The organism is Janthinobacterium sp. SUN128 (assembly GCF_030587275.1).
Lineage (GTDB): Bacteria > Pseudomonadota > Gammaproteobacteria > Burkholderiales > Burkholderiaceae_D > Janthinobacterium > Janthinobacterium lividum.
In genome coordinates, this window is record NZ_JAPWHY010000007.1 from 105,602 (window position 1) to 126,269 (window position 20,668).

Below are 20,668 nucleotides of genomic sequence, written 5' to 3' on the forward strand. Positions count from 1 at the left end.
GTGCAGGCGTGCGGGCGCGGCAGGTTTTTCACGCTTGTTCAGCCTTTGGCCGCCGTTTGCGGCCCGCCGCGCATGGCAAACACCATGACGGCCGAGACGATGGCGGGAATGGCGACGACGAGGAAAATCGTGCTGTTGGGCCAGTTCAGGCGGATCAGCTCGCCACCGAGCACGGGGCCGATGATGGAGCCGATGCGCCCGATGCCCAGGCTCCAGCCGATGCCCGTCGAACGCAGGGTGGTCGGGTAGTAGCTGGCCGCCAGGGCATTGACGGCCGGCTGGCCGCCCACCACGCAAAAACCGGCGATGAAGATCGTGATGAACAGGAAAGCGAGCGAGACGTCCGGACGGCCGATCAGGGCAATCGCCACGGCGGCGACGAGGAAGCATGGCAGCAGGATGCGGCGGAAGCTGGAGCGGTCGATCAGCTGGCCCATGACCAGGGTGCCGATGGTGCCGCCCACTTGCAGGGCCGTGCCGGCCAGCACGGCGTTGGCCGTGGACAAGCCCGCTTCCTTGGCAATCGTCGGCAACCAGTTGGACAGGAAATACAAGTTGAGCAAGTTCATGAAATTGATGACCCACAGCAGGATCGTCATCTTTGCGCGGCCGCCCGTAAACAATTGCAGCACGGGCGCACCCTTGTGCTCTTTCTCGTGCACGAGGTATTGCGTGTCGGCCGTGATGGTGACCGTCGGGTCGATGCGTTTCAGCCACTTGGCGACTTTATCCAGCTTGCGTTTCTTGAGCACCAGGAATTGCATCGATTCCGGCAGCAGGAAGAACATCAGCACGCCGATGGCGAGCGGCACCACGCCGCCCACGTAAAACACGGATTGCCAGCCGAAGGCGGGAATCAGCGCGGCGGACAATAAACCGCCCAGCACGGCGCCCAGGGTAAAGCCGCACGAGACCAGCATCATCAGGGTGACTTTCTTGCGCAGGGGGCTGTATTCGCCGGCCAGCGCCATGGCGTTCGGCATCACGGCGCCCAGGCCCAGGCCCGTGATGAAACGGATCAGCTGCAATTGCTCGATGGTGGTGGCCAGCGGCGTGACCAGCATGCACAGCGAAAAGAAGATGGTCGAGCCGATCAGCACGGGGCGGCGGCCGAACTTGTCGGCCGTGATGCTGAAGACGAGCGAGCCGACCAGCATGCCCAGGAGACCCGCGCCGAACACGGGGCCCAGGTTGGCCTTGCTCACATGCCAGTCGGCAATGATGGCGGGCGCCACATAGCCCATGGCCTGCACGTCGAAGCCATCCATGATGACGCATAGCCCGCACAGGATCAGCATGCCGATCTGGAAGGAGCCGATCTTGTTGTTATTGATGAGATCGGGAATATCGATCGTCGTGCCTGCCGTGGACATGGTGTCGCTCCTGTTTTTATGGTGATCGCGCCCTGCCGGCGAGGGACGGGCGCGTGTTTGTCTCAGGCTTTATTACAATCGCTTTTGATTGATTATTCAAACGTTATTTTCGAATGGATTTATCGGATTAGCTAATGAATGTGGCGCAAAAGTAATCTTGCCTGCATGCTAAGATCGCGCCATGAAAAATCTGCTCAGCCACTTTCTTGCCTTGCAAGCCAGCCTGCCGGCGCACGGTCCCGGTTTCAGCGCGCTGATCCAGCGCGACGGCGAGACCTTATTGGAACTGCATCATGGCCTGGCGTGTCTGGAACTGGGCGTGCCCCTGACGGCGCAGTCGCGCTACTACCTGGCGTCGGAATCGAAGCAATTCACGGCCGCCTGCGTGCTCGACCTGGTGCGCCAGGGCGCCATCGGCCTCGACGACGACGTGGCGCCCCATCTGCCCGAAGTGCGCCAGTTCGGCGCCGTCATCACGGTGCGTCAATTGTTGAATCACACCAGCGGCATTCCCGATTATTTCGACTATCTGGCATGCCAGCTGGGCCGCCACGACAGCGATTATTTTGACAATGCGCTGCTGCTGCGCCTGATCGCGCGGATGGAGGATCTGACATTTCCGCCCGGTAGCGCGCATGCCTACAGCAATTGCAATTACATCTTGCTGGCCAAGCTGGTGGAAGCGCTCGCCGGCCAGCCGCTGGCGGCGCAGGCGCGCGAACGCCTGTTCGCGCCGCTGGGCATGCACGCCACGGCCTTCGATGTCGACCGGCAAGCTGTCATGCCCCAGCGCGTGCGCAGCTATAGCGTTGATCCCGCGCAGGCGGGCGGTTATCGCCAGCACCTGGGCAATGCGAATACGGTCGGTGACGGCGGCGTGTATGCCTCGCTGCACGACCTGGCCCTGTGGGAGCGCGACTGGCAGCGCCAGTACCGCGATCCGTCCAGCCTGGTGCGCGCGCAACTGGCGGAAACGCCGGGCCCCGATGGCCTGAGCTGGTCCTACCGCTACGGGCTGGAGCAAATTGAGCATGGCGGACGCACGGTGGTGTACCACGATGGCGGACTGTGGGGTTTCCGGGCCTTGCTGCTGCGCGTGCCCGAGGCGGGCCTGTCCGTGATCCAGCTGGCGAATGTGGACAGTTGCGAGCCGGACCAGGCGGCCTGGCTGGCGGCCATCGCTGCCGATCTGGGCGACTGATCAGTGCCGGCTCGGCACGGCTGCCAAAATGACATCGAGTGCCGGGTGCATGATCTTGCGCTCGTTCGAGATGACGTAAAACTGCTCGCGCAGGGACGAGGCGTCGCCGACCAGCACGGCGCCAAATTGCTCCTCGATGTCGGCGGCCAGGCTGGCGGACGCGAAGAACAGGCCCAGGCCCTTGCGGCCAAACGCGTTGAGCATGGCGTTATCCTCGAATTCGCCGACCACATCGGGGCGCACGCCCTGCTGCACCATCCATTCTTCGATGCGCCCGCGCAGGGCGTTATTGCGCGCCGGCAGCAGGAAGGGGGCGCCGCTCAGGCGGTGCGGGAAGTCTTCGCGGTAGCGCTCGGCCAGCGCGGGGATGGCGAACAGCTTCATGGCGCTCTCTCCCCACAGGTGGCTGGACACGCGCAGGCTGGCGCCGGCCGGTACGGCACGATCCGTCAAGACCAAGTCCAGCTTGTGCAGGGCCAGGTCGGCCAGCAGGGATTCGAATTCATCTTCCAGGCACACGAGCTTGACGGGCTTGTCCAGGCTGCGCGTGGCATCGAGCATGCGATACGCCATCAGTTTCGGCAGCGAGTCGGAAATGCCTACCGTCAGGCGCATCTTTTCCGCGTCGGTGTCGGCCAGCGCTTCCTGCATCTGTTCGCCCAGCAGGAAAATCTGGTCCGCGTAGCCGAGCGCCAGGCGGCCCGCTTCCGTCGGCACCAGGCGCCGTCCCTGCGGCTGCAGCAGCGACTTGCCCAGTTCCTTTTCCAGCAAGGCCAGCTGCGTGCTGATGGTTTGCACGGCCAGTCCCAGCCGCTCGGCCGCGCGCGTCACGCCGCCTTCCTTGGCGACCACCCAAAAGAAGTACAAATGGCGGTAATTGAAGCCCGTGGTTTTCATCGCGTGGTCCTATCTTCTGTTTTTACGAAGTAATGCTTCTATTATCTTCTATTTTTAAATGTGTCACACGTCCCTATACTACGTTCCATTGAATTTGGATAAAGGGGAACTATCGATGAAACATTTCAGAGTGTCATTTCTAGTGACATTTATCTGTCTGGGCATTTCCGCCTGGTGGGGTTACACGCACGGTGGCGTGCAGACGATGCTGGCGGCGCTCGGTATCGCGGTGATCCTGGGCGTGATGGAAGTCTCGCTGTCGTTCGACAACGCGGTGGTCAATGCTTCGGTGCTGAAGAATTGGGACAAGTTCTGGCAGGGCCTGTTTCTGGGCGTCGGCATCATCATCGCCGTCTTCGGCATGCGTCTGGTATTCCCGCTGGTCATCGTGGCGCAAGCGGCCGACCTGGGTTTGATGGAAGTATGGAATCTGGCACTGAGCAATCCTGAACAGTATTCGATGCACCTGACGAATCACCATGCGGAAGTGGCGGCCTTTGGCGGCATCTTCCTGCTGCTGGTGTTCCTGAACTTCCTGCTGGACTCGGAAAAAGAAACGCACTGGCTGGGCCGTATTGAAGAAAAACTGGGCGCGCTGGGCAAGATCTCCTCGATTTCCGTGATGATCGCGCTGGGCACCCTGATGGCCAGCCTGTCGATGATCGAAGAAGGCCAGAAACTGGTGGTGCTGACGGCCGGCCTGTGGGGTATCTTGACCTACGTGGGCGTCGATGTGGTCAGCGGCTTGCTGGAAGGCGATAACGGTGACGGCAACGTGGGCGACATCGTCAAGCGCGGCGGTATTGGCGGCTTCCTGTACCTGGAAGTGCTCGATGCTTCGTTCAGCTTTGACGGCGTGATCGGCGCGTTTGCCATCACCAAGGATGTCGTGATCATCATGCTGGGCCTGGCGATTGGCGCGATGTTCGTGCGCTCGATGACGGTGTTCCTGGTCCGCAAGGGCACGCTCGACGAGTTCGTTTATCTGGAGCATGGCGCGCACTATGCGATCGGTATCCTGGCCGTGATCATGTTGGTCAGCATGAAGTTCCACATTCCCGAGATCTTCACGGGTCTGATCGGTGTGGCCTTCATTCTCGCCTCGCTGTGGTCGTCGATCCGCTACAAGCGCAGGATGGCGCTCGAAGAAGGCCAGGCGGAAGCGCTGGAGCCGGCCAAGGCAGCAGCAGTGTAAAGAATGCGCGGCAAACGACTACACCGGTTTGTCGGCAAGTTGTAGCAAGCGTCGCCGCCGGCCTGGGGAGTCAGGCCGGTGGAGGACGCCAGGTGTTTGGTCATATACAACCCACATAGGAGAAATACATCATGGCAATCAGTCTGCAAAAAGGCGGCAACGTCAACCTGAGCAAGGAAGCCCCTGGCATTTCGAAGATGATCATCGGCCTGGGCTGGGATGCCCGCGCCACCGATGGCGCCGCGTTCGACATCGACGGTTCCGTGTTCCTGTTGAAGGCCGACGGCAAGGTTCGCGCCGACGTCGACATGATTTTCTACAACAACCTGAAATCGAGCGACGGTTCCGTCACCCACTCGGGCGACAACACCACCGGCGCCGGCGATGGCGATGATGAAACCGTCATCGTCGACCTGGCCACGGTGCCAGCCGAGATCGACAAGATCGCCGTCTGCGTCACGATTCACGATGCCGAAGCGCGCAAGCAAAACTTTGGTATGGTATCGAAGGCGTATGTACGCTGCGTGAATGCCAATGGCAACACGGAAATCGCCCGCTTCGACCTGTCGGAAGACGGTTCGGCGGAAACGGCCATGGTCTTCGGTGAAATCTACCGTAATGGCGCCGATTGGAAATTCAAGGCCATCGGCCAGGGCTACAAGGGCGGTCTGGGTCCACTCGCAGCATCGTTCGGCGTCGGCGTGTAAGGTAACCACACCAAACCTACTGCGCGGTGCGCTTTGCGGCCGGCGATGCTCACCGGCTCGGCGCCCCCGTACTAAAGTACGGTTGCGCTTCTCGGCCACAAATCACATCCGCTCGCTACGGTTTTGTGCGGCACCGTTATTCTGTAGTAAGGGCGGTTTAGCCCGACACCATCATCATCGTTGAGGAAGGAACAGTCAGATGCCAGTTTTTAGTATTACCGGGGACGTCGATCCGTTCCTGCATGTGTCGCTTGCCAAGGGCGAGAAGATTTATTGCGAATCCAACGCGATGGTGATGATGGAAACCAATCTTGAGCTGAAAGGCAAGATGACCGGCGGCATAGGCGCCGCGCTGATGCGCACCTTTGCCAACGGGGAATCGTTCTTTCAGCAGCATATCGAGGCTATGCGGGGCGACGGCGATTGCTTGCTGTCGCCCACCTTGCCTGGCGCGATGCGGGTGCTCGAGGTTGGCGCCCAACAATACATGATCAGCGACGGCGCTTTCGTGGCGGCCACGTCTGGCGTGGAATTGAAGGTGCGCACGCAAAGCCTTGGCAATGCGCTGTTTGCCCAGAGCGGTGGTTTTTTCATCACCGAGACGGCAGGCAGCGGCCAGTTGGCGGTATCCGGTTTTGGCGCGATGTCGATACTGGAAGTGACGCCTGGCAAGGACGTGGTGATCGATAACTCGCACGTCGTGTGCTGGGACAACCGCCTGCAATACGAAATTTCCATGACGACCGGCAGCAGCGGCGGCTTTCTGGGTAACCTGATCAATAGCCAGACCAGCGGCGAGGGCATGGTACTGAAGTTTTCAGGCACGGGAAAAATACTCGTGTGCTCGCGCAACCGCGCGGCCTTCCTCGCCTGGACCCAAAGCAAGCCGGCGTAAGAGCAGTTGATGCAACCAACCAAACAGGAGCAATGCGTATGTCTGTCAATTTGAGCAAAGGCCAGAAGATTTCTCTGGATAAAGAAGCTGGTACCACCCTGACCCGTATCACCATGGGCCTGGGCTGGGATGCGGCCAAGACCAAGGGTTTCCTCGGTTTCGGTTCGAAGACGGAAGCCGTCGACCTGGACGCGTCGTGCGTCATGTTCGATGAGAACAAGAGCACGTCCGACATCGTCTGGTTCCGCCAGCTGAAAAGCAAGGACGGCAGCATCGTCCACACGGGCGACAACCGCACGGGCGCGGGCGATGGCGACGACGAACAGATCAATGTCGATCTGTCGAAAGTGCCGGCGAACGTGAAAAGCCTGGTCTTCACCGTCAACAGCTTTACTGGCCAGAACTTCTCGCAGGTGGAAAACGCCTATTGCCGCATCTTGAATGCCAGCAATAACCAGGAAGTCGCGCGTTTCAACCTGTCTGTGCAAGGTTCCCACACGGCGCAGATCATGGCCAAGCTGTACCGCCATAACGGCGAATGGAAGATGCACGCCATCGGAGAAAACGGCAACGGTCGCACGTTTGACGACTTAATGCCCCAGATTTCCGTGCATCTATAAAGGTATGGCCAAATCTGCTGCGCGCCGCGATTTGCGGCCTGTGATGCTCACTGTGCATTCGCACAGCTGCGCTTCTCGGCTGCAACTCGCATTCGCTCGCGACGATTTTGCCAGACTTTATTAAGGAGCAGTACGCAGCGGGCGGGGGACGGACCGGATACCGGCCCTTGTCCGCTGCTCTATATTGAAGGAGAGTATGTCGTGATGCGATTGCTGATAGCCTTGCTACTTCCGTGTCTCACGTTTTTCATGCTGGGGCGCCCGCTGGCCGGTGTCGCCGCCTTGATCTTGCAGTGCACTGTGATCGGCTGGGCGCCGGCGGCCCTGTGGGCCCTGTACACGGTGAACCAGCATAAAACGGAGCAGGAACTGGAAGGTGCGTTAAGCCGCAGCTACATGCGCAGGCGTAGTCGGTTGATCTAGATCAGCCGGGCGCTTGGAATCCTTGCGCTAAAGCCCGCACGAGCGATCGTGCGGGCTTTTTTGTGGGCGCTCACTTCTTGCAGCGGATCGGCACGTTCACGGAATTGCCGTCCGAACTCAGGTTGCGGTACTGCAAATCTTCGCTTTCGATGGCAAAGCGGGGCACGGCGTGCACATAGCGCTGCTTGCAGACGGTGTCGTCATTGATCAGCTGGCCCGCCAGCATGTAGTCGCACAGGGCAAAGCGCGATTCTTCGTCGTCGAGGATCAGCACGCGCGCGGCGCTGTACAGGGCCGATTGCAGTACTTCCGGGCTGCAATTTTCCGGACCCGTCAGCTTCAGATGGGTTTTCGTTTGCGTGGCCAGGCGTTGCAGCTTGACGAGGGCGGCGCGCTCTTCCTTGCGCGCACTGTCGACGTGCACGTCTTCGCTGGCCAGGCGCAGCGCCAATGAGGCGATCTGGTCGATGGAAATATGCCAGGCAAAGCCTTCCAGCCGCGTGCGGATCTGGCCGGGCAAGGGATCGGCCGCATCGACTTCGCAGCGGTACTGGCCCAGGTGGGGGCGGCACAGCACGGGAATGGCAAAGGCCGAGGTGCGCTTGCCCTTCACGAATTTCTGGCTCAGGTCGCCAAAGTTTTCATGCGTGATGGTATCGAAGCGGGCTTGGCCAAAGCCCATCTTGACGAGGTTTTCCTTGCGCTGGCGCGAGAACAGGGCGTCGACGGCATCGTAGATATTCTTGTTGAAGATGCGGTCCAGCGGCTGGCGCTCGTCCGACATCTTTTCAAACACGGCGCTGGAATTGGGCGCGTTGGCATCGATGGAAATGAGGATGAAGGGCTTGCTGTTCAGGCGCGGCGGCACGACGGCCATGTCGTTGCCGTACAGCTGCGTCAGGGCCACGTCCCACAGGGTTTCCACGCCCAGGTTGTCGGCCGCGCCGCCATCGAACAAATGCACGTACGACGGCGATTCGCGCGATTCGGAGCCGAGTTCCGGCACGAAACTGTTTTTCGGGCGGAAGCGCTCGAAGGTGACGGAATCGAACACGCCGGGAAACGCGGCCGAGGTGGCCACGGCCGTGGCCAGGCGGATATCCTGGATCGGCGAATGCAGGGTGCTGTAAAAATACTCGTAGGAAAACACCACGCGCTTGCCGCCATCGGTGGCGTCCGTTGCGTTTGCCAGGAAGATGGGGCCGTCGTGCGGCAAGTCCTGGTAGGTTTTCTTGTCGTACAGCACATCGTCCAGCACGTCGGACAGGAATGAGGTGCGCGTCTTGTTCGTCAACAACATCGTTGTCAGGTTGGCGGGTTTCAAGATGGTCTGGCCAAAGAAATCCGTTTTCAGCTTGCTGCGCAGCAAGGGCCAGTCCGTCTGCTTGCCATGCAGCGCATAGTAGCCGCCCGCGATGGCGCCGCCCGACACGCCGGAAATGGCCGAGGCGCCGCTGACGAGGCCGAACTGTTCCAGCTGTTCCAGCGAGGCGGCCGAGAAATTAGCTGCGCGGCTGCCCCCGCCGGACAAGGCGATGCCGATGAAGTGGTCATTCGGCATGGGGTTCTGGATGCGCGCCTTGGGCGCGTCGATGCGCAGGCGCGGGGTTTCCTGCACGGTAAACGTGCGGTTTTCGACGCCGCGGTTGGGGCGCAGGGCGAGTACCGTGCAGCCGCTCAGCAGCGCAACGAGGATAAATGGGACGAACAAGCGTGGATTCATGCGTGATCTGTGCGTAGTCATTGGTTGGGATACGGACGGAAACGTGTGGGATTCTAGCAAACCCGGCAACAATCAGCTATTCATCTGATAGCCGAGCATGGCGGCATTGTAGAGCGCGTGTGTGAGCATGGGCGCCAGCAGCGCGCCGCTGCGCTCGTATGCGATGCCCGTGCACAGGCCCAGCACGAAGACGGGCAGCATGGCGGCCGGTGGATGCACGATGGCAAACAGCGCGGCGGCGATGCCGATCGCTTGCCAGGCGGGCAGAGAACGGCGCAAGCCGCCCTGCAGCAAGCCGCGGAAGATGAATTCCTCGCACAGGGGCGCGGCCAGCACGCCCACGGCCAGCAGCCACAGTCCGTCGCCATTGATCTTCATCAATGGTGCAGCGGGCGGCGGCAACAGGGCCGCGCAGCCGATGCCGAACAGCGTTGCCACGGCCGCGCCGGCAGCACCCCGGCGCCACGGTTGGCGGCCCTGTCCGATGCGCGGCACGCCGGCCGTCCTGGCGCGCCAGTAGACGAGGCGCAGCAGCGCATACGTGAGGGCACCGGCCGCGCCGAAGGCGAGGGCTAGCTGCGCCAGCGGCGTCGCACTGCTCCCTTTGAGCAAGATCAAGGAAAGTGTCTGCAAGACGAAAAACAGCATGGCGGCGATCAGGCCATCGGCCGCCGCTACCGTGGCTGGCGGCGAAGCGGCGGGATCGAGCAGGCAGGGCAGCGCGTCGCGCGCCTTTTGCCACAGGGCCACGGCCAGCGCGCCCGTGAACACGACAAAAACCAGTTGCTGCACCAGGCTGCCGGCGGCCAGCGCGGCGATGTACAGACCGGTGAGCAGCAAATACAGGTACATATACGTGGGGCGCACCTTTGCCGTGGTTTCCGTGGCCAGCGGGTCGCTGGCAAACACGCCCAGCGCCACGGCGATCAGCGCATACAAGGGGATGCCGGCCAGGGCCAGCAGCATCAGGCCCGCCGTTTGCCACGACCACGCGGGCAGCCAGGCCAGCGCCGCGCCGAACAGGATCAATGGATACAGCAGGGCCAGCATGGCCCACAGCTGCGCCTTTTGCCGCAGCGCCTGTTCGATGGAGACGGGAAACGTGTACAGCAGCCACAGCGCGCCGCCTTCCTTGTTTAGCGTCTGGAAGGCCGACATCAGCAGCACATAGGTGCCGAGGAAAAAGCCGGTGGAGGCCAGCAAGACGGGGCTGGCCAGCAGAGCGTGCACGTCGCGCACCTGGCCCGTAAACAGGGCCTGCCCGCCGAGGATCAGCAAGGGCATCAGCAGGGCTTGCACGAGAAAATTGCGGTCGCGCAAGAGCAACGTCAGCTCGCGCCGCTGGATCGCCGTGCCGATGCGCGGGCGCCACCGCTGCGTGGGCGATGGCGCAGCTGCCGGCTTGCGCGCGGCTTCGCGCTGGCCCGCGCCCACGACGCCATGGCGCAACTGGCGGCGCAGGATGGCCATGCCCAGCAGCATCAAGCACAAGCATTGCGCCAGCAGCAGGATGGCGGGCAGCAAGGCGGCCACGCCATCGGCATTGAGCAGGCGCAGCAGCAGGCCTGGCGGCGTCCAGCTGCTCCAGGCGGGCATGGCCGCCGCCCAGGCATACGCGAAGCCGCCCGTGCCCATGCCGAAGGACATGCCGATATACATGGGCAACAGCCCGGCCAGGGAAATCACTGCCTGCAGGTTGCCCAGCCGGGATGGCGTGAGCGACAGGCGCAAACCCGTGTCGACCAGGGTGCGCAGCATGGCGGCCAGGGCCAGCAGCACGAGGCTGGCGAGCAGGCCGGACAGTGGCGAAAACCAGCCCTGGCCCGAATACCAGGCGATGACGGTCGTGCTGGGCCACAGGGCCAGCAAGCCGGCCGGATTGACGAGCGTGCGTTCGAGCACGCGCGCCCACAGCAGGGTACTTTTCCTGACGGGCAGGGTGACCAGCCATTCCAGGTCCCAGTCCGGCTTCGATAGTTCCCCCATGCCCAGCGGCAGCAGGACGCTGACCAGCCACAACAGCGTTAGCTGCAGGGTCAGGCCACCGATCAGCGTCGCGCTGAACGGCGTGGCCATCAGTTGCGTGATGACGGGGTCGAGCAGGCCGCTGTCCGTGTGCAGGCTGCCGCGCGCCTGGCAGGCGGCGACCTGGTCCAGCAAGCAATGCATGTTCAGCACGCTGTGGCGGGCGATGCTGCCAAAGGAAAACAGCATGGGCAGCAATAGCAGTGCCCCCAGCAGCCAGCGTCCGCCGCGCTTGCCCGGCGTGGCGGGGCGGCTTTTACTGTTTTTCTTGAAGGAAAGCCCCCGGCCGCTGATGTTGAGCAGGCGCTGCAGGCGCAAGCGGGTCAGCAGCCAGACGGCGCGCCAGGCGGTGGGCGGCGCCGCTGTCATGCCGTCGACGTTTCATCGGTGAGTTGCAAGAAGAGCTCTTCCAGGCTGCCATCGCTGGACAACTGCTGGCGGATATCGTCCAGGCTGCCCGTGGCGACCAGGGCGCCCCGGTGGATGATGGCGACCCGGCTGCACAGCTTTTGCGCCATATCGAGCAAATGCGTGGAAACGAAGATGGTGGCGCCGGCGGCGGCGCGGCGCAGCAAGCGTTCCTGCACGTCGCGCGAGGCACGCGGGTCGAGGCCGTTGATCGGTTCATCGAGGATCAGCACGGCCGGATCGTGGATCAGCGCGCAGGCCAGGCCCAGTTTTTTCTTCATGCCCAGCGAGTAATTGACGGCGAAATCCTCGCTCGCTTCGTCCAGGCCGAACTCCGTCAACAGGCGAGCCGCGCGGGCGGCCGCTTCCGTGTGCGAAAAACCATGCATTTCGGCCACGAATTGCAGGATTTCACGGCCGCGCAAATAATCGTAAAAGATGGGATTGTCGGGCAGGTAGCCCACCTTGCGCTTGACGGCGGCGCCATCGCGGTGGCAATCGAGGCCATCGACCAGCACGCGCCCGGCGCTGGGCACGAGGATGCCCATCAGCATGCGGATGGTGGTGGTTTTTCCCGCCCCGTTCGGGCCCAGGAAGCCGAAGACCTCTCCTTTTCCTACCTGCAAGGTCAGCGGCTTGACGGCCTCGAACGCGCCGTACTGTTTGGCCAGGTCCTGGAATGTGATCATCGTGTGCCCTTCAGCTTCCACCGAAGGCGGCCAGCAGGCGCCGTTCACCGGCCGGCGTGAGGCGCAGGGCGCGGCTGTCGAGTTCGCGTTCGGCCCAGCGCTGGCGCAGGGCCAGCTGCAGGATGGCCGCCCCCAGCGCGCCGCCCAGGTGGGCGCGCCGTTCGCTCCAGTCCAGGCAGGCGCAGGCGAAGCGGCGGCGCTGGCGCTGCAATTGCGGCACGTCGATGCCCAGGGCCGCCATGCCGGCCGCGCCCTCTACCGACAGCCGATACTCGCCTTCGCCGCCATCGGCCAGCAGCCAGCCTTGCGCTTGCAACTGGTCGTGCAGCGTGACGGCGACGCTGCCGGCCATGTGGTCGTAGCAGGTGCGCGCATGGCGCAAGCGGTCCGGCGTGGTGGGCGTAAACGGCGTTGCCGCCACGCCGGCCACCACCAGCAGCGCTTCGAGGGCCTGGCCCACTTCCGCGCTGGCGAGGCGGTAATAGCGGTGCTTGCCCTGCGCCAGCATGGACAGCAAGCCATCGTCGCGCAAGCGCGCCAGATGGGCGCTGGCCGTCGAGGCGCCCACCTCGGCCAGCGCCGCCAATTCCGTGGCCGTGCGCGCATGGCCGTCGAGCAGGCTGCACAGCATGCGCGCGCGGGCCGGTTCGGCGATGGCGCCGGCCAGTTGCGCCAGTCCCATGTCGGCCGAGGGAAGCTTGTCATCCATGATTCGTTCCAGGGCGAAGTGTTGTGGTGGAAGGAGCAGCATACTCGTGTCCCCACCTCACTGCAATGGAATGCGCATGCCGCTCGCCGACTTTGTTATCGACCCCGCCGACCCTTTTTCAGCCGTTACCCACGCGGCGCCGTATGACTACTATCGCCGCCTGGCGGACGGCCCGCCGCTGCGTTTCGATGCGCGGCTCGACTGCTGGCTGGCGACGGGCGCGGCCGGCGTGCGCGCCGTGCTCGAGCATCCCGATTGCCACGTGCGCCCGACCGGCCAGCCGGTGCCGGATACCCTGGCGGGCACGCCGTGCGGTGCGATTTTTGCGGAATTGGTGCGCATGAATGAAGGCGAACGGCATGCCGTGCCGAAGCAGGTGCTGGCGCGTTCGCTGGGACAGGTGGACCTGGCGCACCTGCAGGCGCGGACGTGGCGCATGGCCAGCGACCGCGTGCCTGCCAGCGCTGCGCAATTGAACGGCGCGCTGTTCGAACTGCCCCTGCTTGCCATGGCGGACTTGCTGGGTTTTGCGCCAGCGCAATGGCCGGCGCTGGCTGCCTGGACGCGCGATTTCGTCGCCTGCCTGTCACCGCTGAGTAATGGAGAACAACTGGCCGGTGCGCAAGTGGCAGCCGACGCCTTGCTGCAAGGTTTTACCGGGTTGCTGCGCGAGGCGGATGCATTGCCCGGCAGCTTGCTGGCCAGGGTCGTGTCCGAGGCGGAAGCGCTGGGCTGGCAGGCCTCGGGCGGCGTGCTGGCCAACCTCGTGGGCCTGCTGTCGCAGACCTGCGATGCCACGGCCGGCTTGCTGGGCAATGCCATAGTTGCCTTGCGCACGCAACCGGAGTTGTCCACGCAAGTGCGTGCCGCCCCCCGGCTGTGGCCAGCCCTGCTGCGCGAGGTCAGCCGGCATGACCCCTCCATCCACAACACGCGCCGCTACACGGCGCAAGACGTGGAGTTCGATGGCGTGCGCGTGCCGGCCGGGCAGATGATCGTCGTCGTGCTGGCCAGCGCCGGCCATGCGGAGTGCGGCTTTGGCCATGGCCGCCACGCCTGTCCGGGCCAGTCCATCGCGCAGGCCATCGCCACGGCTTGCCTGCAGGCGTGGGCCGACGGGCTGGACCGCATGCCGCTGGCGTGGCGTTATCTGCCGTCGCTGAACGCGCGCATCCCTGTTTTTAGCCTGGGAGAAATGAAATGATTGCCGTGATTTTCGAAGTCTGGCCCGGCGCGGAAGGGCGCCAGCAGTATCTGGACCTGGCCTCCGCGCTGCGTCCCTTGCTCGATGAAGTGGACGGTTTCATTTCCATCGAGCGCTTCAGCAGCCTGAGCGAGCCAGGCAAATTGCTGTCGCTATCCTTCTTTCGCGACGAGGCGGCGCTGGCGCAATGGCGGCAGCTGGAAGCGCACCGCGCGGCGCAATCGGCCGGCCGGCAGGGCGTGTTTGACGACTACCGGCTGCGCATTGCCGCCGTCGTGCGCGATTACGGCATGCTGGACCGGCAGCAGGCGCCGGCCGACAGCCGGCGGCGCCACAGCGTTTAGCGGGGCAGTGCGCCCTGCGTGATTTTCACTTTGACCCGGTACGTGGGCTCGGCCGCATTCAGGGCGGGCGGCGTGGCCGGATCGACGTCGAGCAGGGTAAACGTCAGGTGGTTGACGGTGACGGAACTGGCGGCGCCGGGCATGGAGTCGGACAAGACGATGTCCGTGGCGCGTGCGCTGTTGAGCAAACTGAAACTGTAGCTGACGTAGCCTTTCCACACGCACACGGCGCCCTTGCGGCAGCGGCTGTCGTTGACACGTTCGAGTTTCAGGGTATCGGTGGCCGTGATGGCCACCTGTTCGCCCGGCGAGAGCACGTGGGTGACGCTGCGCGGCGTGTTTTCCGCGTCGCCAGCGCTGCCGGCCGCGCCGCAGCCAGCCAGCACGGCCAGGCAGGCGAAGAACAGGGGAAGTAGCACGGTACGGTAAGAGCGGGTCAGATAATGCATGTTTTTCCTTTCAGGTGGAGCGTCCCCGGCGTGCTTGTTCACGTGTGGGATGAAAATGATAGTAACAAAATGATATTTTTACGGCGCACTATTGGCGTGCTGCCGGTGAATTGATGCGCCAGCCACGCGGCGCGCCGATTACTGCGTAGAATGGCTGTTTTGAAAATCAGGAAACAACCATGAAAAAAACCGACCTGGCCAAAAGCGATGCCAAGAAACTGATGGGAAAGATGAATGTTCCCGGCGCCGGTGCATTCGGTAAGGAAGCGGTGGTCATCGACCGCCGCGAGCAGCGCAAGCGCGATCAGGCCCTGGGCCTGGTGCCATTCGCCGTCAAGCTGAACAGCGATCTGGTCTTGCAATTGCAGACCCTGGCCAAGGAGCGCGGCGCGGATCTGAATGAATTGGTCGCCGAGCTGATCACCAAGGGCTTGGCTGCAGCGTAAGGGCTGACAATGTTTATCTGTTGATAAATATCAAGTTATAAAACTAAAAGGCGCCTTGCGGCGCCTTTTGCATTGCGGCATTGCTTGCGATTACACGTAGGCGGCCAGGGCGCCCTTCATTTTTTTCAGCGCCGCCACTTCGATCTGGCGGATGCGTTCGGCCGATACGCCGAACTCTTCTGCCAGCGCGTGCAGGGTGGCGCCGGAGCCGTCGTCGTTGGCCAGCCAGCGCGCTTCGATGATGCGGCGCGAACGGGCGTCCAGCTTCGACAGTGCCGTTTCCAGGCCTTCCGATTGCAGGCGCGTCACTTGTTCCGCTTCCAGTACCTTGGTCGGCTCGCTTTGCTCCGACGACAGGTAGGCGATCGGCGAAAACTTGTCGTCTTCATCGTCGGTCGGCGATTCCAGCGCGATGTCGCGGCCGCTCAAGCGGGTTTCCATCTCGATCACTTCTTCGCGCTTCACGTCGAGCAGCTTGGCCAGCGCATCGATCTGCTTTGGCGTCATCGCGTCCAGGCCCGTCTTGTGACTGCGCAGGTTGAAGAACAGCTTGCGCTGCGCCTTCGTCGTCGCGACCTTGACCAGGCGCCAGTTTTTCAGGATGTACTCGTGCATCTCGGCTTTCACCCAGTGCATGGCGTACGACACCAGGCGCACGCCCTGGTCCGGATCGAAACGCTTCACGGCTTTCATCAAGCCGATATTGCCTTCCTGAATCAGGTCGGCGTGCGGCAAGCCATAGCCCAGGTAGCCGCGGGCAATCGAGACCACCAGGCGCAGGTGCGACAGCACCAGTTCTTGCGCGGCGGCCAGGTCATTTTTTTCACGCAGGCGTGTCGCCAGCGAAATTTCTTCGTCATGGGTCAACATGGGCAGGCGGTTCACGGCCGAAATATAGGCGTCGATATTGCCCAGATTGCCAGTGAACCCGAGGCCCAGCGCATTACTTTTGGTCGGAACCAATGCGGACGTTGCGGACATCATAGTCATGTTTTCTCCCTCGTAGTCTTGCTTTGTTCCAGTTGGCCACGTCACGCGACGTGGCAGCTCGTATCTTCGTTTTTGCGTATTCGGTCTTGCACTTTGCAGATCGCGGCACCATCTTGATCTGGCGTCCATGGCGGTTCTGCTATTGGTATGTCCCTATATTAGCACTCTCTGCTTGAGAGTGCCAATCAGCACATTTAATCGACCTGATAGCCTAAATGCTATGGCGAATGAATGCTTGATATACATCTTTAAAAAGCGATCTGAACAGCGCCGCAGGCCGCTTTACGACAACATGGCCAGTCTACGGCCTCTGGCTGAAGCGAGCCTTAAGAATACTTGCTTATTATCAAGATAACAGCAGTATGGGGAGGGCGCATGGCGGCACCGGAGGCGCCGCCATGCGAAAGAGGATCAGTTCAGGCGCGCCAGGTGGCGCTGCACGCAGAGGAAGGCGCCGATCAGACCCAGGCCGGCGCTGAGGGCCAGCAAGCCGGCCATCGGCAGCGGCGCCAGCGGCACCAGCTGGAATTCGGACGCATACAGGCGGGCAAACTCGGCAATCGCGGTATTCAGCGGCTGCAAGGCCAGCGCCACGGCGCCCAGGGCCAGCGCACCGGCGCACAGGCCCAGCAGGGCGCCCGTGTAATAGAAGGGGCGGTGGATGAAGGTATCGGTGGCGCCGATCAATTTCGAGATGCTGATTTCATCGCGCTGCTGCATCACCTGCAGGCGGATGGTATTGAAGACCACGGCGATCACGGCCACGCCCAGCGTGATCGCCAGCAGCAGCAGCACCAGGCGCAGCACACCCAGCAGGGCCGCCAGGCGCTTGACCCAGGCCGAATCGACTTGCGCCGATTCCACGAATGGCAGCTGGCGCAACTGTTCCGCCACCGCATCGACATCCTGCGCTTCGCTGGCGCTGCTGAAGGCATCGAGTTTCAGCACATAGCTGTCGGGCAGGGGATTGTCGCCCAAGGTGCTGAGCACATCGGCCAGGCCGCTCTTGTTTTTCAGCGAGTCCAGCGCCTGTTCGCGCGGGATGAAGACGATCTTTGCCTTTTGCGGGCCCACGATCTTGCGCATGGCGCTCGCCAGGGCCACGGCTTGCTCGCGCGGCGTGTCGATCTTCAGGAAGACGCTGATTTCCGGGTCGACCGACATCTGTTCCGACATGGGGCGGACATTGTCGAGCATGGTCAAGCCGGCGAACGGCAGCGACAGGGCGATGGCGACGACGAGCACGTTCAATAGAAAGCCGCCCGGCGACTTGCGCAAGTGAATCAGCGCCGAACCGAGGGCGAAGCGGTGTTGACGGAACCAGCCTCTCATGCCTGCTCTCCCTGCGCGTCGTCCTGGTCGGGAGAGGGCGCAAAATCGGGATCGGGCGGCGCGAAGACCGGCGCCTGCGTGGCCTTGTCGATGGCGACCAGCTGGCCGTTTTTCAGGTGGATCACGCGGGCGGCGGCGTCGAGCATCTGTTCGTCATGGCTGGAAATGAGGCAGGTCACGCCCACGGAGTGGAATGCTTTCAGGGCGTCGAGCACCTTGTTGGCGCTGGCGCGGTCCAGGTTGGCCGTCGGTTCGTCGGCCAGGATGATCTGCGGCCGGTTGACGATGGCGCGCGCGATCGATACGCGCTGCTGTTCCCCGCCCGACAGCGACAGCGGTCGCGCCATGGCGCGGTCCAGCAGTCCCACCTTGTCGAGCGCGGCGCGCGCGCGCTGTTCGGCGGCCGCCTTGTGGGCGCCGACGACGAGCAGCGGCAGCATGACGTTGGCCAGGATGGAGCGGTCGTTGAGCAATTTTTGCTGCTGGAAGATCAGGCCCATGTTACGGCGCAAAAACGGCACGCCGGCCGGCTTGATCTTCGCCATGTCCTGGCCATTGACGATCAGCTTGCCCGACGTGGGGCGTTCCATGGCGGCGATCATTTTCAGCAAGGTGGATTTGCCGGCGCCGGACGGGCCAGCCAGGAACACCAGCTCGCCCTTGGCAATACTGAGCGAAATGTCGCTGAGCGCCACGGCATCGGGGGAGTATTGCTTGGAGACGTGCTGAAATTCAATCATGTATGGGCTTATCCGAGCAGCGCTTCGACAAATTCGGCAGCCACGAAAGGCTGCAAGTCTTCAATTTTCTCACCGATGCCGATGAAATACACGGGCACGGGACGCACGCGGGCAATTGCCGCCAGCACGCCGCCCTTGGCGGTGCCGTCCAGCTTGGTGATCACCAGACCGCTCAACTGCAGGGCATCGTCGAAGGCCTTCACTTGCGTGAGGGCGTTCTGGCCCGTGTTGCCGTCGATGACGAGCAAGGTTTCATGCGGTGCGCCATCCATGCCCTTGCCGATCACGCGCTTGATTTTCTTCAATTCTTCCATCAGGTGCAACTGCGTCGGCAAGCGGCCTGCCGTGTCGACCATGACCACGTCGATGCCGCGCGCTTTCGCCGATTGCACGGAGTCGTAAGCCACGGCGGCCGGGTCGCCCGATTCCTGCGAAATCACGGTGACGTTGTTGCGCTCGCCCCAGACCATCAGCTGCTCGCGCGCGGCGGCACGGAAGGTGTCGCCCGCGGCCAGCAGCACGGACTGGTTGTTCGACTGCATGTGCTTGGCCAGCTTGCCGATGGTGGTGGTCTTGCCGGCGCCATTCACGCCGGAAATCATCATCACCAGCGGCTTGTGGCGGCCCAGCTCGAAGCGCTTTTCCAGTGGCGAGAGCAGGTCGATCAGCAGCACCTTCAGGGCGGCCTTGACGGCGGCCGCGTCGAGCAGCTTGTCTTCCTTGACTCTCTTCTTCAGTTCCGTCAGCAGGAATTCCGTGGCGTCGATGCCGGCGTCGGACATCAGCAGCGCCGCTTCCAGCTCTTCGTACAGGGCGTCGTCGATCTTCGCGCCGACAAACAGCACGGACAGGGTGTTCGAGGTTTTCGACAGGCCCGCCTTGAGGCGCGTCATCCACGATTTTTTCTCGGGTTCGGCGGCCACGATCACGGGCACGAGCTCGGCCGGCGCACCGCTCAGGGGCGTAGCGGCAGGCTGCGGGGCAGGCGGCGTGGCGGCGGGAAGGACGAGAGGCTCGGCTGGTGCAGCCTCGGGAGCGATGGGTTTTTTCTTGAAGAAACTAAACATGGATGTGTGGTGGCGGGTGCTGACCTAAGGCCCGGCGGCGCCGGACACTGTGTTACGGGCTATTCTACCAGAGCGCGCCCGGCCCTTCATGCTTTACTGTTCGATTGGCAACATTGCGCGGCTATCCACGGAGATCGCCGCAGTTGCCGCGCTTTTCAGCCGGTTCAGTGGGTTTGCAGGGCCAGTGCCTGGTGACGGCGGCGCCAGTCGGCGATGCTTTCGTCCACTTGCCGCAGGTCCAGCACATGCAAAAAGTGTGGCGGCTGCCTGGTCAGCACAGGACTGCGTCCGCCGGCCCACAATTCCATGTTGGGCGGCAAGCTTGCGTGCAGCTGCTGCAGGCTGTCGCGCGTCTGCCGTTGCTTGCTGGCGCTGGAAAACGACAGCGCCACGATGTCCGCCCGTTGCGCGCGGGCGGCCGCGACGATGTCCGTCAGCGGCGTTTCCACGCCCAGCGACATGCAATGGGCGCCGGCCGCCGCGCACAGCGCCTCGGCCATCAGCAGCCCCAGGCCATGACGCTCCTGCGGCAAGGTACTGAGGACGATGCGTGGGGAGCGCGTGGAGGGGATGCTTGCTTGTGGCAGGGAAAAGATGGCGTGGCGCATCACCGTTTGCAAGGTTTCGCTATACAGATGCTCCTCATACACGGCCAGTTCGCCGCAAGCCCACGCTTCGCCCACCATGCCGGTGAGGGGGGCGATGACGTCGATGGTGAACGCTTTCAGGCCCAGCACGGCCAGCGCCTGGCGCAGGGCGTCGCCCAGTTCGGCCATCTGGTGGCCACGGCACAGGGACAGGTAGTGTTCGAGCTGGGGGGCCGGCGTTGACGGCGCCGCGCTGCTGGCGCTGGCCAGCTGCTGCAATTGCACGGTGCTGTGCTGCATGATTTTGCCCGGACGGAATCCGAGGTCCAGCAAGCGCTTGACCATGCGCAACTTCTGCACTTGCTCGGCCGGGTAGCTGCGCTCGCCAAAGGCGTCGCGCTGGGGCTGGGGAAAGGCGTAGCGGCGCTCCCACACACGCAAGGTTTCCTTGGCCAGTCCGGTATCGCGTTCGACATCGCTGATGCTGAAGGCGGAAGTGGGTTGCAGGTCAGTATCCATACCAGGGTGGCTTTGCTCGCTTGCGGAAGAACGTGGCATGCATTTTACGCCTTCCGCCGCCCCATACCAAATAGCTGAATCCGATTGGAAATCGCGGGCGTATGAGTTTTGGAGCGGCTCGCACA

Annotated in this window: 21 protein-coding genes; 9 read left to right on the top strand and 12 right to left on the bottom strand. The window is 62.9% G+C overall.

Features of this window, described 5'->3' with window-relative positions; translation table 11 throughout:
* Positions 1-38: 38 nt before the first annotated feature.
* Positions 39-1,373, bottom strand: coding sequence for an MFS transporter (locus O3297_RS27595; RefSeq protein ID WP_034784889.1), 1,335 nt, complete (start codon positions 1,371-1,373; stop codon positions 39-41).
* A gap of 181 nt (positions 1,374-1,554) precedes the next feature.
* Here O3297_RS27595 and O3297_RS27600 point away from each other — a divergent pair, with 181 nt between their 5' ends.
* Positions 1,555-2,574 (top strand): serine hydrolase, encoded by a 1,020-nt coding sequence (locus tag O3297_RS27600; RefSeq protein ID WP_305051092.1) that lies wholly within the window; start codon positions 1,555-1,557, stop codon positions 2,572-2,574.
* On the opposite strand, the gene nhaR is transcribed toward O3297_RS27600, so the two are convergent.
* Positions 2,575-3,471 (bottom strand): transcriptional activator NhaR, encoded by an 897-nt coding sequence (gene nhaR / locus O3297_RS27605; RefSeq protein WP_305051094.1) that lies wholly within the window; start codon positions 3,469-3,471, stop codon positions 2,575-2,577.
* Between the two features lie 115 nt (positions 3,472-3,586).
* Between nhaR and O3297_RS27610 the strand changes: the two genes are divergently transcribed.
* The 5 genes from O3297_RS27610 to O3297_RS27630 all read left to right on the top strand — a co-directional run bounded on the left by O3297_RS27610 (position 3,587) and on the right by O3297_RS27630 (position 7,311).
* Positions 3,587-4,666: a DUF475 domain-containing protein gene (locus O3297_RS27610; RefSeq protein ID WP_092612920.1), complete on the top strand. Its 1,080-nt coding sequence runs from the start codon at positions 3,587-3,589 to the stop codon at positions 4,664-4,666.
* Between the two features lie 131 nt (positions 4,667-4,797).
* Positions 4,798-5,373 (top strand): TerD family protein, encoded by a 576-nt coding sequence (locus tag O3297_RS27615; RefSeq protein WP_034784897.1) that lies wholly within the window; start codon positions 4,798-4,800, stop codon positions 5,371-5,373.
* Positions 5,374-5,572: 199 nt separating this feature from the next.
* A complete protein-coding gene (locus O3297_RS27620) occupies positions 5,573-6,268 on the top strand; it encodes a TIGR00266 family protein (protein ID WP_070258816.1) in 696 nt (231 codons plus the stop codon).
* A gap of 38 nt (positions 6,269-6,306) precedes the next feature.
* Complete coding sequence (locus tag O3297_RS27625; RefSeq protein WP_034784902.1) at positions 6,307-6,888, top strand: TerD family protein; 582 nt, start codon at positions 6,307-6,309, stop codon at positions 6,886-6,888.
* A gap of 204 nt (positions 6,889-7,092) precedes the next feature.
* Positions 7,093-7,311, top strand: coding sequence for a YqaE/Pmp3 family membrane protein (locus O3297_RS27630; protein WP_289906915.1), 219 nt, complete (start codon positions 7,093-7,095; stop codon positions 7,309-7,311).
* A 70-nt stretch (positions 7,312-7,381) separates the two neighbouring features.
* Here the strand turns inward: O3297_RS27630 and O3297_RS27635 are convergent, their stop codons facing one another.
* The 4 genes from O3297_RS27635 to O3297_RS27650 form a co-directional block, all read right to left on the bottom strand.
* Positions 7,382-9,034, bottom strand: coding sequence for a patatin-like phospholipase family protein (locus O3297_RS27635; protein WP_305051097.1), 1,653 nt, complete (start codon positions 9,032-9,034; stop codon positions 7,382-7,384).
* A 72-nt stretch (positions 9,035-9,106) separates the two neighbouring features.
* Positions 9,107-11,428 carry a CPBP family intramembrane glutamic endopeptidase gene (locus tag O3297_RS27640; protein ID WP_305051098.1) on the bottom strand — a complete coding sequence of 774 codons (2,322 nt, stop codon included), beginning with the start codon at positions 11,426-11,428 and terminating at the stop codon, positions 9,107-9,109.
* On the bottom strand, positions 11,425-12,156 hold the full coding sequence (locus O3297_RS27645; RefSeq protein ID WP_034784911.1) for an ABC transporter ATP-binding protein: 732 nt from the start codon (positions 12,154-12,156) through the stop codon (positions 11,425-11,427). Before O3297_RS27645 ends, O3297_RS27640 begins: the two co-directional genes overlap by 4 nt.
* 10 nt (positions 12,157-12,166) lie before the next feature.
* The gene (locus O3297_RS27650; RefSeq protein ID WP_305051100.1) at positions 12,167-12,865 is read right to left on the bottom strand and encodes a helix-turn-helix transcriptional regulator; all 699 of its coding nucleotides are present in this window, start codon (positions 12,863-12,865) and stop codon (positions 12,167-12,169) included.
* A gap of 76 nt (positions 12,866-12,941) precedes the next feature.
* Between O3297_RS27650 and O3297_RS27655 the strand changes: the two genes are divergently transcribed.
* Together O3297_RS27655 and O3297_RS27660 are read left to right on the top strand one after the other, a co-directional pair.
* Complete coding sequence (locus O3297_RS27655; RefSeq protein ID WP_305051102.1) at positions 12,942-14,069, top strand: cytochrome P450; 1,128 nt, start codon at positions 12,942-12,944, stop codon at positions 14,067-14,069.
* Positions 14,066-14,413, top strand: coding sequence for an antibiotic biosynthesis monooxygenase (locus O3297_RS27660; RefSeq protein ID WP_305051104.1), 348 nt, complete (start codon positions 14,066-14,068; stop codon positions 14,411-14,413). The genes O3297_RS27655 and O3297_RS27660 overlap by 4 nt, the downstream gene beginning before the upstream one ends.
* Here O3297_RS27660 and O3297_RS27665 read toward each other — a convergent pair.
* Positions 14,410-14,862: a hypothetical protein gene (locus O3297_RS27665; RefSeq protein WP_305051105.1), complete on the bottom strand. Its 453-nt coding sequence runs from the start codon at positions 14,860-14,862 to the stop codon at positions 14,410-14,412. The two genes, O3297_RS27660 and O3297_RS27665, sit on opposite strands and share 4 nt — an antisense overlap.
* 179 nt (positions 14,863-15,041) lie before the next feature.
* Between O3297_RS27665 and O3297_RS27670 the strand changes: the two genes are divergently transcribed.
* Positions 15,042-15,308 (top strand): hypothetical protein, encoded by a 267-nt coding sequence (locus O3297_RS27670; protein WP_034784922.1) that lies wholly within the window; start codon positions 15,042-15,044, stop codon positions 15,306-15,308.
* A gap of 90 nt (positions 15,309-15,398) precedes the next feature.
* On the opposite strand, the gene rpoH is transcribed toward O3297_RS27670, so the two are convergent.
* From rpoH to O3297_RS27695, 5 genes are all read right to left on the bottom strand, one after another.
* The gene (gene rpoH, locus O3297_RS27675; protein WP_034784924.1) at positions 15,399-16,292 is read right to left on the bottom strand and encodes an RNA polymerase sigma factor RpoH; all 894 of its coding nucleotides are present in this window, start codon (positions 16,290-16,292) and stop codon (positions 15,399-15,401) included.
* A 417-nt stretch (positions 16,293-16,709) separates the two neighbouring features.
* The gene (gene ftsX, locus O3297_RS27680; protein WP_034784931.1) at positions 16,710-17,630 is read right to left on the bottom strand and encodes a permease-like cell division protein FtsX; all 921 of its coding nucleotides are present in this window, start codon (positions 17,628-17,630) and stop codon (positions 16,710-16,712) included.
* A complete protein-coding gene (locus O3297_RS27685; protein WP_034784934.1) occupies positions 17,627-18,370 on the bottom strand; it encodes a cell division ATP-binding protein FtsE in 744 nt (247 codons plus the stop codon). Before O3297_RS27685 ends, ftsX begins: the two co-directional genes overlap by 4 nt.
* A gap of 8 nt (positions 18,371-18,378) precedes the next feature.
* Positions 18,379-19,437 (bottom strand): signal recognition particle-docking protein FtsY, encoded by a 1,059-nt coding sequence (gene ftsY, locus O3297_RS27690; RefSeq protein ID WP_034784937.1) that lies wholly within the window; start codon positions 19,435-19,437, stop codon positions 18,379-18,381.
* 164 nt (positions 19,438-19,601) lie between these two features.
* Positions 19,602-20,582: a MerR family transcriptional regulator gene (locus tag O3297_RS27695; protein ID WP_305051110.1), complete on the bottom strand. Its 981-nt coding sequence runs from the start codon at positions 20,580-20,582 to the stop codon at positions 19,602-19,604.
* Positions 20,583-20,668 lie beyond the last annotated feature (86 nt).